A 13,332-nucleotide genomic window follows, 5' to 3' on the forward strand; every position below is an offset into this window, starting at 1 on the left:
CGTCGCGTCCGGAACCCAAGAATTCACCCTGTTGACCCGGACGCGCTTCTCCCGAGCGCGGCTTCGGCGCAGTCTTCGCGACTGTACCTGAGCCGCCATGTGCCGAGGAGAGCGCGATCCACCTTAGAAAATCGAGCGGAGACCATCAACGATGAGCGGACAGGGACAGAGCGTGGGCGCATCGGCAGCACGCAATCTATCGACCGCGACCGTCACTTCGGTCCAGAATCTTGCCAATACGCCGCGCTGGCTCCTCCGGCTGCTGCCCTTCGTCAACGTCGACGGCGGCGTCTACCGCGTGAACCGTCGCGCCGTGGTGCTGGCCAAGCCCGGCCGCATCGATCTCCCGACCGATGGTGCCAAGCGGGCCGTCAGCCCGGCTTCGCTGCGGTCCGTGCCGCCGTTCAGCCGCCTCGGCGATGCCGAGCTGTCCGCGCTCGCCGACAAGTTCGTCGAGAGCAAGCACAAGGCCGGCGACACGATCTCCGAAGAAGGCGCCAAGGACCGCAGCCTGACGATCGTCGCCGAAGGCACGGTCGAGCTGTCCCTGTCCGGCCCTTACAAGAACCGCCTGCGCTCCGGCCTCGCCACCCGCGGCGACTTCTTCGGTGACGAGACCATCACCGGCGACGGCCAGCCCGCTCCCGCCGCTAAGGCCCTCTCGGCCGTGACGCTGCTCACCCTCGACCGCAAGGCGCTCGATGACGACGCCATCAAGAACCGCATCTCCCAGTATGTCGAGGAGCGCGACCGGCTGAAGGGCCACACCAACAGCCACGGCGAGCAGGGCATCGAGCTCCTGGCCGTGCATACCGGCGCACCGCGCCTGCCGACGACCTTCGTCGACTACGAGATCGACCCGCGCGAGTACCACCTGTCGACGATCCAGACGATCCTCAACACCCACACCCGCGTCACCGATCTCTACTCGAACGAGATCGACCAGCTCCGCGAGCAGATCCGCCTCACGGTGGATGCCGTGAAGGAGCGCGAGGAGTGGGAGCTGCTCAACAACTCCGAGTTCGGTCTGCTCCATGAAGTCGGCGGCCGCCAGGCCATTCCGACCCGCTCGGGTCCGCCGACCCCGGACGATCTCGACGAGCTGCTGACGCTGGTCTGGAAGAAGCCCGCCTTCTTCGTCGCCCATCCCCGCGCCATCGCCGCCTTCGGCCGCGAGGCCACCCGCCGCGGCGTGCCGCCGGTCGTCGTCCACCTGTTCGGCGCGCCCTTCATCACATGGCGCGGCGTGCCGCTGGTGCCGAGCGACAAGCTGCCGATCAACATCGATCCGGTCACCGGCGCCCAGACCACCTCGATCCTGCTGCTGCGCGTCGGCGAAGGCGAGCAGGGCGTCGTCGGCCTGCAGAAGTCGGGCGTCACCGGCGAGATCGAGCCGGGCCTGTCGGTGCGCTATATGGGCACCAACGACCACTCCATCGCCTCGCACCTTGTGACCCGCTACTTCTCAGCCGCCGTGCTGGTCGAGGATGCCATCGCACGTCTCGATAACGTGCTGCTCGGCAACTACCATGACTACGCCTGAGGCCAGCCCTTTGGGAGTATCCGCCATCGGCATCCCCACGGGCGCACCCGGCGATCTCGCCCACGCCGATCTCGTCGGGCGTCTCGCCCGCGAGATCTACGGCCAGGGTAACGCGGCCTCCGCGCCGTTTGCCCCTGCGCTGCCGGCTTCGCCGCAGCTTCCCCAAGGCCTGGAGAATCTTCCCCAGGCCCCCGGGCAGCCGTCTCTTCCGGGCGCCAACATCGGCACCCCCTCGGCGCCTTCCGGCGCCCTCCCGTCGGGCATCCAGCCCGACGCCGCATCGCTGAGCGCGCGGAATTTCGGCGGTCCGGCCGTCGGCCTGCCGGGCCTGACCGGGCCGTCCGCGGCGAACCCGTTCGGCGGGACGCCTGCGCCCGCCAGCGCCGGCGTCCTCGACACGACGACGATTCCCTCGGTCCATCCGCTCGCCGACCCGCTATCGGCACAGCGCGGGCTGCCGGAATTCTTCGTGCCGAGCGTGCCGGACGTCGCCGCCTTCCTGCCCGGTGTCGCCGACCTGCATCGCACGATCGCGGCCGACCATCCGCGGGCGAACGCCTTCGCCAGCGCGGTCGCGCCGAGCCTCGTCCCGGCCAATCCTTCGAAGAGCGGCGTCGACGTCTCCCAGGAGAACTTCCAGCGCACCGGCCGGCTCTCGGGCGATCCCGTGCGCACGGTGGAGCATGGCGGCGACGAGCCGTTCTCGTCGGGCGACTACTATTTCCTGACCGGCTCTTCGCGGAACACCAAGACCTACGCGTCTCCCCGTGTCGAACCCTCGCGTCACGAGGGCCCGGCTCCGCGCGTGACCTCGACCCAGTCGAGCCCCGCCGGGGCGCCCTTCGAAGTCGACCATGTCCGCAAGGACTTCCCTGCGCTCCACCAGAGCGTGAACGGACACCGGCTGGTCTGGCTCGACAACGCGGCCACCACCCACAAGCCGCAATCCGTGATCGATGCGACCTCGGAGTTCTACGGCCGCCACAACTCGAACATCCACCGGGCCGCGCACACCCTCGCGGCACGCTCGACGGACCTGTTCGAGGGCGGGCGTGAGAAGGTGCGCCGCTTCCTCAACGCGCCGTCGAAGGACGACATCGTCTTCCTGCGCGGCACGACGGAGGCGATCAACCTCGTCGCGAACTCCTACGGCCGCGCCAATATCGGCCCGGGTGACGAGATCATCGTCTCGACGATCGAGCACCACGCGAACATCGTGCCCTGGCAGCTGCTCACGCAGGCCACCGGCGCGACGCTTCGGGTGATCCCGGTCAACGATCGCGGCGAGATCATCTTCGAGCAATACGCCGCGCTCCTGTCGGGCCGCACCAAGATCGTGTCGGTGACGCATGTCGCCAACGCGCTCGGCACGGTGAACCCGGTCCGCGAGATCATCGCGCTGGCTCACGCCTACGGCGTGCCGGTGCTGATCGATGCGGCCCAGTCGACCCCGCACATCCCGATCGACGTGCAGTCTTTGGATGCGGACTTCGTGGTCTTCTCCGGCCACAAGGTCTTCGGGCCGACGGGCATCGGGGCGCTGTACGGCAAGAAGCACTTGCTCGAGGCGATGCCGCCCTGGCAGGGCGGCGGCCACATGATCGAGGACGTCACCTTCACGAAGACGGTCTACAAAGGCGCGCCTGAAAAATTCGAGGCGGGGACCCCGGACATCGCCGGTGCCGTCGGCCTCGGCGCGGCGCTCGACTACCTCGAGAGCGTTGGCCTGCCGGCCATCGCGGCCTACGAGCACGACCTGCTGGACTACGCGCAGGCGGGCCTCGCCGACATCAAGGGCCTGCGCCTCATCGGCACGGCCCGCGAGAAGGCCAGCGTGATGTCGTTCACGATCGACGGCCTGGAGAACGAGGCGGTGGCCCATCACCTCGACCGCCACGGCGTCGCGGTGCGCTCCGGCCACCACTGCGCGCTGCCGGCACTCCGCCGCTTTGGCGTCGACCAGTCGATCCGCGCCTCGCTCGCCTTCTACAACACCCGCGAGGACGTCGACATCTTCCTCAAGGCACTGCACCGGCTGCCGCGCCACTGACCAGCGGGCCGCCTTCGGTCACGACCGGAAGCCGAGGCGTCGCGATCGACACGAAAACAGGAGCCGCATTCGCATGGGCTCCTGTTTTTGCGTCTGGACGTTCGAACCAACACAGTCGTTTTTCGAATAGACGTGGTTGCAACTGGATCGGCAATAGCCATCAGCACGTCAGTACAACTCCGTCATTGCGAGCGCAGCGAAGCAATCCACAGCCAAGACTTCGACGATTGCGGATGCGGCCCTGGATTGCTTCGCTGCGCTCGCAATGACGGATGCAGTCTTTGGCCTATCCGCCTGTGATGGCGCAACACGACTGCCGGTCGAGTCTCACCAGCTAACCCGCAACCCCGCATGGCCCTGGTGGCTGGCGGCGTTGGGGCGGTATTCGCCGCGATAGCCGGCGAACAGGCTGACCGACTGGTAGGACCACAGCGTCACCCGCGCATCGACGAGGAGCCCGTCGCGGCCGGGCCGGGCATCGCGGGTCCGGAAAGGCTGGCCGAGCAGCGCGGTCGTGATGAAGGGGCTGGCGTCGATGAGGTCGTGGGTCCAGCCGAGGCGCAGGTCGGGCCTGAGCGCCAGGCCGCCGGCCGTGACGAGATCGAGTCCCGTCGACACGCCCGCGAAGGTCGTAGCGCGCCCGAAGTTCTGGCCCGCGAAGCTCAGCCCGAACCCACCGGCGCCCGTCTCGGCGAAGCCCGAGCGGTGCAGGTCGTTGTAGGCGACGCCGGCGAGCGGCTTGATGCCGAGAAGGCCGGCCTCCGTCGGCACGAGGAAGCGGTATCCCGCCTCGACCGAGGCGATGGCACCGAACCCGTCGGTACGGCCGCGCGCGGTCATGACGCCGCCGAACGGTGCGACGGCCCGCAGCGAATCGAGGGTGGCGTAGGCGAGGCCGGCGATGGCATCGACCTCGACGCCGTCGCGCTGGTAGCCGAGATAGGCGGCGCCGAGATAGGTGTCGGAGGTGCCCCGCGTGCCCGACGCGGTCGTGCTCGATCGGGCATAGCCGAAGGCCGCGCCGACGAGGAGCGAGGGATCGATCGCCCGGTCGGCGCCGAGCATCAGGCCGCCGCCCTGCGCGCGCAGGCCCGGCCCGGAACTGTCGGCGCCGATGCGGTAGCCGTTGCCGAAGCCGAGGCCCCAGATGCCGGTGCCGGACCGTGTTTCCGCCGGGTCCGCCACACGCGAAGGGCTTACGCCGAGGGCGGTGAACGTCGTCGGCACGAAGGCCGTCGGCGAGACGAAGAGCCCGCCGGTGCCGGTCGAGGCCGTGGCGAGACTTGGCGCGAAGTCGCCCTGGACGCTGGCTGTGCCCGAGCGCAGGGCGTCGAGGCGACCGCCGATCAGGCCCGTGAACCGCCGCGAATCCTCGACGGAGGCCTGGGCGTTGGCGCTGCTGCCGGCACCGGAGAGCTGCTCGAACACGCGCGGCAGGTCGGCGGCAGACTGACCGAAGAGCGGATCGAAAACCCCCAGCGCCCGGTCACTCATCGCGTCGCCGGGCTGGCCGCGGGCACGGTCGAGGGCCGCGCCGACCGCGCGCTGGCGGGCGCTCAAGGCGACGCCGTTGGCCTCGAGGCTCGCATAGGCGGCGGGCGTGATCGCGCCGACGATCGAATTCGGGCGGTAGAGGAGGTCGATGCGCGAGGCGGCTGGCAAGCCGGTCCGGCCGGTGTCTGATGTGACGCTCACGCTGATGAAGCGGCCGAGGACGCTTGCGCCGTCCGTGGCGAGGACCAGCGGAAATTTTGCGCCGATCTCGCCGATCCGGTTGGTGCCGGTGATCCCGAAGATGTCGAAGACCAGGGCGCCGGCCGCCCTGAAGGCGTGGCCCTGCCCGGTGACCATGGCGATGCTGTAATCGACGACGCCGTCCTCCGCGTCGGAGGCGTCGATCAAGGCATGGAACAGCGAGGTCTCGGCCAGCGTCAGGTTGCCGTGGACCACGAGGTCGCCGCCATTGCCCGACCCAGGGCTGAATAGGCCCTTCACCTCGACGTTGCCGAAGATGTCGCCCTCGCCGCTGAGCGAGGCGTTCTGGGCGATGCTCAGTTGCGGCGTGGTCAGGGTGCCGTCGACCTCGATGTCGACGGATTCGGCTCGCACCGTGCCGCGCAGGGTGGTGCGGCCGGCCACGACGAGCTCGCTGCCCGTGCCCTGTTCGCGCCCGGCTCCGGTGACGGTGAGTGTCCCGGCGGCGGTGACGGGAGCCGACCAGTAGCGGGTCTCGCCGGGAGCGAGGTTCGCCGTGTTCGCCGAGGCGGCGGGGTCGATGGCCGGCGCGCTCAAGGCGCGGTCGAGGCGGACGAGACCGCGGCCGTAGATGTCGTCGATCCCGGGGACGCCGAGATCCTGCGTCGTGGAGAGCAGGACGCGGACGATGTCGAGAGACGAGTAGGCCGGGAAGGCCTGGAACAGGACTGCGAGCACACCCGAGACGTGCGGCGTCGCCATCGAGGTGCCGGTGATCGCCCGGTAGGTCTCCTGCGCCGAGGGGCCGACATTGGTGCCGGCGACCGCGCGCGGGTAGGCCGAGAGGATAGCCGCCGCACCGTCGTCGGTGCCGCCGCCGGGCGCGGAGACGCACCAGTTCGCGGTGACGCCGCAGCGGTTGGAATCGCCGGAGATCTTGAGGCTCGCATCGACGTTCGCGACGGCGATGATGCTGCCGGGCAAGGTGGCCAGCGACGAGAAGTCGAAGTTGCGGCCGCCGTCGTTGTAGACGCCGAGACCGGCATTGGCCGGGCGGATGAAGGGGTAGAGCGCGATGCCGGTGGGGTTGCGCGAGACGACCGGCGCGGAGGCGAAATCATTGCCGTTGGCGAAGACGAGGATCTTGCCGGCGGTGAGCGCCGCGCGGACCGCCGCATACTCGCTCGTGAGATCGCCGGTCTGCCAGACGGTGGTGCCGGCTGCGATGGTCGGGCCGTAACTGCCGTTGACGATCCGCACGTCGGGGAGCGACGCGGCATAGGCGAGGGCCGCCTCCGAGTCGAAGGCGGGTTCGCCTTTCGCGCCGATCGCCTTGAGGGCGACGATGTTGGCGTCGGGGGCGATGCCCATCATGCCGACGCCGTTGCGGTTCGCGCCGATGGTTCCGGCGACGTGGGTGCCGTGGCCGTCGCGGTCGAGGATGTCGAGGGATTGGCCGGTCTCGGCCAGGAAGGCGCGGCTACGGGTGTCGAGGCGGCTCACGAATTCGGGATGGATGCTGGAGAAGCCGTCGGCGGGGTTGGTCGTCCGGAATTGGGCGTCGATGCCGCTGTCGATGACCGCCACCGTGACGCCGAGACCGGTCAGGCCGTTGACGGGCAGGCCGGCCCGCGTCGCATTCGTGTTCAGCGCGGCGGCCTGTCCGACCGCCAAGCTGCCCCAGTTGGCGTTGAACTCGAACAGCGTGGGCTGGGGCGTACCGGGCGGGAGGCTCGGTCTGTCGAGGGCGAAGCCGTAAGGATCCGCCGCACTCGCCGGCGCCGTCCGCTGCGGAAAATACGCGAAGGTGGACAGATCCACGGCCTGCGAGCGGGCCGGACGGGATGCGAGGGCCAGCACCGTCGAGACCGCCACCAATCCCGCCTTGCGGAATGGCCGCGCCTTGCCCGATCGTCTCATTCTGCTCCCCGGAATGACTTGAGCTTGCTGTACAAACGTACGTCTTTAAAGTTGCATACCGAACATATGCAATCTTCGAAGGATTTCGTTTCAATCCGTCATTAACGAGGATTGATTCACCGCGATGTGCCGCGCCGGCAACATCCGGAAACAATGGCGCGTTGTGTCACATCAACGGCCGACCGAGGGAGAGTCGAAGTCGACCTCAATCGGTATCGAAACCGGCCATGCCAGGGGCGGCCTCATTCTGTTTGCCGTCGCGGAGTCGTTGGGTGATCGCGGTTGGACGTTCCCGCCGGACCTTTCGACGCTAAACCGAACCATGCGGTTTGCGGCTGATCCGATCGATGACACGTCCCATTTCCGGGATGCGCGCAGCGCCTGTTCCGCGCCATCCGACGGTTCAATCCGCATCCTGTGCGAGAGCAGCCGCCACGAGGACGCCCGGCGGCGATCCACGATCGGCAGGTTGTCCGCTGGAAGTCCCTGCCGCCCGCCTCCGGCTCGGCCGATAGACCTCCATCGGCTCCGAAAACCCGTCGAGGCCGTGCACGCCGACGGATTCTGGATCGCCCCAGAGAAAATCGACGAAGGGCTTCGACATCAGGAGCGGCTCGCCGAGCGTGCGGTTGAGCCGGGCGAGACGGCTGGCGAGGTTCACGTCGCGGCCGATCACGGTGAAGTCGAGCCGGGTGCCCGAGCCGACATTGCCGTAGGCGGCCTCGCCGTGGTGGAGGGCAATGCCCGCGGCGACCGGCTTGCCGCCGAAGCGGCCGACGGCGTTGGCCTCGGCCAGCGCCTCCAGCGCACCCTGCGCCGCCGTGAGTGCACCTTTCGCAGCGCCGCCAAGGTCGTCGCCGGGCTCGCGGAAGATCGCGAGCAGGCCGTCGCCGAGATATTTCAGCACCTCGCCGCCCTCGCGCTCGATCGCCGGCACGAGGCAGTCGAAGAAGTGGTTGAGAAGCTCGACCGCCTCCTCCGGCGTCAGGTCGGCCGAGAGCCGGGTGTAGTCGCGCATGTCCGCGAACAGGATCGCCGAGCGGATGCGCTTCACCTGTCCGCGCCGGATGTCGCCCGAGAGGATCGCCCGGTGCGGCTCGTCGCCGACATAGATGCGCAGCACCTGGTCGAGCTGCTTGTTCACGATGCGCATCTCCATCACTGCGGCGAGCGCCGGCATGATGAAGCGCAGGATCGCGATGTCCTCGTCGGCAAACCCATCCTTCGCCCGGGTCGCCAGGGTGAGGCCGTTATGGGTGCCGTTGGTGAAGAACACCGGCACGACGACATAGGCCGTGTAGCCCTCGGCCTTCAGCTCCGGGATGATCGAAAACAATCCGGGATCGGTCTCGGCGAGATCGAGGATCAGCCACTCGCCGCTCTGGTGGACGGCGTGGAACGGGCTCTCGCGATAGGCCGCGTCCGAGGCCTCGCCGTGCGGAAACAGCCGCACGGTCGTGCCGGCCTCACGGGTCCACACCCGGCCGACGCCCGAATATTCCGAATGCAGCGTGTCGATCGCCGTCGAGGCACGGTCGATCGGGACACCGACGTCGATCAGGCGCTGCGCCAGCCCCGACAGCAGGTCGCTGGCATTCTGCAGGCGCGCGCCCTCGCCCAGCAGCCAGTCACGGATGCCTACGCTCTGCTGAATCGCGCCGAACGGGACGTCCTGTGCCTCGGAGCCGTCGGCGAAGGCAGTCGGCGCGAGAGCTCTCGATGGCTGCGGCGTGGTGTCCTCGTCGGGCATATGGCCAAGGTGGGGGCGATGGGGGGTAAAGCAAGGTTCGCCGGTGCGGTCGAGTTGCAGTGCGGACGCAAGTCAGCGACCACCTCGTGTGCGCCCCGGATCCTGCGGCTCGTCCTGGCGTGTCATACCCCGAAACCGTGCGATCTTCGACATCCCGTCGTCACGCGGACGCTCGACGTGCGTGCAACGTATTCCCGAAATTCATCGCCAAGTGGTACGGCCCAACAAGTCTGTGGATATGAGACGTGCAATCGGAACTTTGGGACAGACGATCAATGCAGATCGGGTGCGGCCGCTCTAAGGGGCGTCCGAGGGTTCGGAAGCTCGGCATTGTCCGACGAACCCTCGCGATCGAACTCCCGGGACCCATCCGATGCTGAATACCGCACTTCGTCTCGCCGCTCTGGCCGCGATCTTCGCGCCGGGTCTCGCGCTGGCTCAGTCCAAGCAGGACTTCACCCTCGTCAACCGTACCGGCTACCAGATCGACGAAGTCTATGTCGGCCCGGTCTCGAGCTCCGAGTGGGGCAAGGACGTCATGGGCAAGGACGCGATCGATGACGGCGAGAGCGCCGACATCAGCTTCCAGGGTGGCGGCGGCTGCAAGTGGGACATCCGGGTCGTCTACAACGACGGCGATGCTGCAGAATTCCACAACGTCAATCTCTGCGACATCACCAAGGTCAGCCTGTTCTGGAACCGCAAGGCCGGCACCACGCGGGCGGTCGCCGAGTAGCGGTGCACGACGCAGGTTCCGATGCCGTGCGGGGCCAGGCATCGGACGGTCCGCCGCTGCTGCAATCCGGCGCGGCGGCCCCGTCTCGATCGTGATCCTCAAAGCTCCTTGAACCAATCCTCGATCACGGCCCCCGATGCGGGGAGCACCACCCGAACCCCTGCGCGCGCCTTGTCGCGCAAGGCGGCGGGGGAGTAGCCGAAGGCGTCCTGAAAGGCCCGGCGGAAGCTGCGCTCCTGCCGAAATCCGAAACCCGCCGCGATCTGCGCCACCGGCACGTCGACCATGCGCCGCGAGGCGATCTCGCGATGAGCCCGCGCGAGGCGCAGCCTGCGGATCGTCGCAGCCACGTCGCCCGACGCGCTCATGAGCCGATAGAGCCGGGAGCGGGACAGAGCGAACGCCCGGCCGATCATGGCCGGCCCGAGATCGGGATCGGCGAGATGCTCGTCGATGTAGCGCCGGATCGCATTCGCCGTCTCCCGGTCCTCGTCGGTGCCGATGCTCGGCCGAGGCGAAGCCCTGTCGAGACAGCTCGCGAGGAGCGAGAGGCAGGAGCGGCCGGCCAGCGCCGCCTTGGCGGGCGCCAGCGGATCGGGCAGATCGAGCAAGGCGCGGATATGTGCGCCGAGGATGAGAGCCTCCGGCGATTCCGCCTTGAAGACCCGCCCGTCAAAGGGATCGACCGGCCCCATCGCCGCCTCAAGCAGATTGCGCGGCAGGACGATCACGGTGAAGGTCATGCCCTCCATCTGGTAGTGGGCCGGGCTCGACAGCTTCGTGATCATCAGCGATCCGATGCCGAAATCCATCCTCCGCTTGCCGCAGGTGCCGTGGCCCCGGCCGTCCTCGACCACATTGACGAAGACGTGATCGAGGCCGATGCGCTCGGCAGCGGCCTTCGTCCGCACGAGGCGGAAATCGCTCGCCGTGATCCGCCCGACCATCGCCGGCCCGAGACGCCGCCACGTGCTCTCGCTGGTGAAGCGCTCGGCCTCCTCGGCCGTCATCTGGATCTCGCCCGACGTCCCCATTGCCTCCTGCCACGCGGCGACACGATAGGCGGCGTCGCCGTCCGCCAGCCGAATGGAGTGCCTGACGATCGCCGTTGTCATCCGAGGCTCGTTTCGCCCACGTTGCTCAGCGGACATTTCGTCTCGTTTTTCGGCACACACAAGCCGGATTGTCCGATGCCCGAGAAAGGGCATTGACGGACGCCGGCATCTAAAACACCCGTTAGGTTGCACGGCTCAGCTGTCTTCAACGCTTGAAGCGTGCCGAACCGGGGTGTCAGGCTTAACAGGCGTGTCCATACCCTCTTTCACCTTCACCGCGGAGAACGAAGCCGACGGCTTCGCATCCTACCGCGACCTCTACTCCGTCGGCTCCGACGTCACGGCCAGCGGGGCGCGATTTCATGCGCGCGTCGACGGGTATCACTTCGACCGGCTGATGTTGTTCGAACGGCGCCTGAGCGGCGTCATGCATAGTCGGAGCCCTGCTCGGGTTCGGCGTGACGGCTACGACCATTACACGCTCCAGCTCCTGTGCGAGGGCAGCTTCCAGGGCGGGGCGCTCGGTGCGGAGAGCCCGCTGAACAAGGGTGAGATCATCCTGTTCGACATGACCCGGCCGCAGCGGACTCTGGCCGAAGGTGCGCATTTCCTGACACTCAGCCTGCCGCGCGACGTTGTGGAGGCGTCCGCACCGGAAGCCGGGCATTATCACGGCCGGATCCTGCCCCGGACGGGTTCGGGGTTGCTCGGCGACCTGATGCGCTCGCTGGCCCGCCGTGGAGACACCGTGCCGGACAAGGCCGCAGCGCATGTCTCGCGCGCCGTCGCCGAGCTCGTCGCGGTGGCAATCGGCACGGACGACGCCAGCGAGGCCGTCTCGCCGGCGCGGATGGCGGCCCTGCGGCTGGAACGCGCGCAGGCCTTCATCGACGCCCGCCTCGCCGATCCAAGCCTGGATGCCGAAACCGTCGCCTCGGGCGTCGCGATCTCGCGGAGCGTGCTCTATCGCCTGTTCGTGCCGGCCGGTGGGGTGGGGCACTACATCACGACCCGGCGGCTGGAACAGATGCGGTCGGCCCTGCAACGGCCGACCGAACTGCGCAGCGTCTCGACCCTGGCCTACGATCTCGGCTTCTCCAACGAGAGCCATTGCAGCCGTGCCTTCCGCGCTGCCTACGGCATGCCGCCGGGCCGCTATCGCGCAGAGATGGGCGGCGGGCGGCTTACCAATCCCGACGGGCCGCCCATCAGCCCGCGACAGCTCATGGCCGAGTGGGTAAGTACCTTGTATTGAGCTGGGCGAGCGCGGGCCGGACGGGCTGGCCGCTCGTCGCCCTCCTGGCTGCGACGCAGCTCATGGCGTCGAGCGACCGCTTCCTGCTGACCCTGGTGGCGACACCCGTGAAGGCGGCGCTGGCCTTGAGCGACACCCAACTCGGCCTGCTGCAGGGCGCGGCCTTCGCCCTGCCCTTCGCCCTGGCGTCGCCGCTCTTCGGCTACCTCGTGGATCGCGGCCAACGCCGCAGCCTGCTGCTCCTCGGGATCGTCCTGTCGAGTCTGGCGACCCTCGGCTTCGGGCTCGCAGGCGGCTTCCTGGGACTGCTGGTCAGTCGGTCCGCGCTCGGGCTCGGTCAGGCCTGCATACTTCCGGCCGCGCTCTCGCTGCTGGCGATCCGCTTGGAACGCGGCCAGCTCGGACGCGGTGTCTCTTTCATCACCGCCGGCTCCAGCCTCGGCCGTAGCGTCGCGCTGCTGGCAGGTGGCGCGGTGCTCGCATGGCTGACCGTGTCCGGAGGCATCTCCGTGCCGGGGCTCGAGCCGCTCGCCCCATGGCAGATGCTGTTCGTCGTCGCGATCGCGCCGAACCTCGTCCTGACGGGGCTGATCCTCCGCATCCGCGAGACGCCCGCGCGGGCGAAGCCGGTGCCCCGGATGAAGGCGCTGGGTTGGGTCCTACGCCGCTGGCGCGCCTACCTGCCCCACGCCGCCGCGGCGACGGCCTCGGTGCTGATGATCCAGACGCTCGCCGCCTGGGCGCCGACCTTCTACGTCCGCGCCTTTGGCTTCACGCCGGCCGAGAGCGGGCTGACACTCGGACTGATCGCTCTGCTGGCGGCTCCGTGCGGCCATCTGGCCGGAGGTGCCCTCCTCGATCGCATGCGCCGCACCGGTGACGCGGCGGCCGCGCCACGGCTCCTCGCCCTGGCCCTGGCCCTCACGGTGCCGGCGACGGTGACGACGAGCCTTTCGCCGGATCTGCACGTCTCGCTGGCGGGGTACGCGGCCCTCGCGCTCCTGTTCGGCTTCGCCAGCCCGCTGGGGCTGGGTGGCATCCAGTTCCTGACGCCCCCGTCGCTGCGGGGCGGCGTCAACGCGCTTTTCCTCGCCGCCGTGACCCTGGTCGCCACCGGCACCGGGCCGCTGATCGTCGGAATGCTGAACGATGCCGTTTTCGGACTGGGCGGCGTCGGGCTGGCGCTGCTCGCGGTCTTCTCGGTGACGGCGGTCCTCGGTGGTGGAGCAGCCATTCTAGCTGTGCGCAACTGGACACCGTCCGTCCGGCAGGCCTGAACGAAAAAACCCCTTCCGGCAGCGCCGCAAGGGGTTTCTCAATCCGATCTT

Annotated in this window: 8 protein-coding genes; 5 read left to right on the forward strand and 3 right to left on the reverse strand. The window is 68.6% G+C overall.

Features of this window, described 5'->3' with window-relative positions:
• The first annotated feature begins 151 nt into the window (after positions 1-151).
• Together MHA02_RS22845 and MHA02_RS10105 are read left to right on the forward strand one after the other, a co-directional pair.
• On the forward strand, positions 152-1,543 hold the full coding sequence (locus MHA02_RS22845) for a family 2B encapsulin nanocompartment shell protein (protein ID WP_147078519.1): 1,392 nt from the start codon (positions 152-154) through the stop codon (positions 1,541-1,543).
• Positions 1,530-3,593 (forward strand): family 2A encapsulin nanocompartment cargo protein cysteine desulfurase, encoded by a 2,064-nt coding sequence (locus tag MHA02_RS10105; RefSeq protein ID WP_147078520.1) that lies wholly within the window; start codon positions 1,530-1,532, stop codon positions 3,591-3,593. Before MHA02_RS22845 ends, MHA02_RS10105 begins: the two co-directional genes overlap by 14 nt.
• A gap of 327 nt (positions 3,594-3,920) precedes the next feature.
• Here MHA02_RS10105 and MHA02_RS10110 read toward each other — a convergent pair whose 3' ends face one another.
• Complete coding sequence (locus MHA02_RS10110) at positions 3,921-7,208, reverse strand: autotransporter domain-containing protein (RefSeq protein WP_147078521.1); 3,288 nt, start codon at positions 7,206-7,208, stop codon at positions 3,921-3,923.
• Between the two features lie 403 nt (positions 7,209-7,611).
• Entirely contained in the window at positions 7,612-8,958 is a 1,347-nt protein-coding gene (locus tag MHA02_RS10115) for an adenylate/guanylate cyclase domain-containing protein (protein ID WP_147078522.1), read from the reverse strand.
• 373 nt (positions 8,959-9,331) lie between these two features.
• On the opposite strand from MHA02_RS10115, the gene MHA02_RS10120 reads away from it, so the two are divergent.
• Positions 9,332-9,694 carry a hypothetical protein gene (locus MHA02_RS10120; RefSeq protein WP_147078523.1) on the forward strand — a complete coding sequence of 121 codons (363 nt, stop codon included), beginning with the start codon at positions 9,332-9,334 and terminating at the stop codon, positions 9,692-9,694.
• Positions 9,695-9,792: 98 nt separating this feature from the next.
• Here MHA02_RS10120 and MHA02_RS10125 read toward each other — a convergent pair whose 3' ends face one another.
• Entirely contained in the window at positions 9,793-10,809 is a 1,017-nt protein-coding gene (locus tag MHA02_RS10125; protein WP_170249161.1) for an AraC-like ligand-binding domain-containing protein, read from the reverse strand.
• Positions 10,810-10,999: 190 nt separating this feature from the next.
• Between MHA02_RS10125 and MHA02_RS10130 the strand changes: the two genes are divergently transcribed.
• Complete coding sequence (locus tag MHA02_RS10130) at positions 11,000-12,004, forward strand: helix-turn-helix domain-containing protein (RefSeq protein ID WP_170249164.1); 1,005 nt, start codon at positions 11,000-11,002, stop codon at positions 12,002-12,004.
• On the forward strand, positions 11,983-13,281 hold the full coding sequence (locus tag MHA02_RS10135) for an MFS transporter (protein ID WP_238180241.1): 1,299 nt from the start codon (positions 11,983-11,985) through the stop codon (positions 13,279-13,281). Before MHA02_RS10130 ends, MHA02_RS10135 begins: the two co-directional genes overlap by 22 nt.
• The last annotated feature ends 51 nt before the right edge of the window (positions 13,282-13,332 follow it).

The organism is Methylobacterium haplocladii (assembly GCF_007992175.1).
GTDB lineage: Bacteria > Pseudomonadota > Alphaproteobacteria > Rhizobiales > Beijerinckiaceae > Methylobacterium > Methylobacterium haplocladii.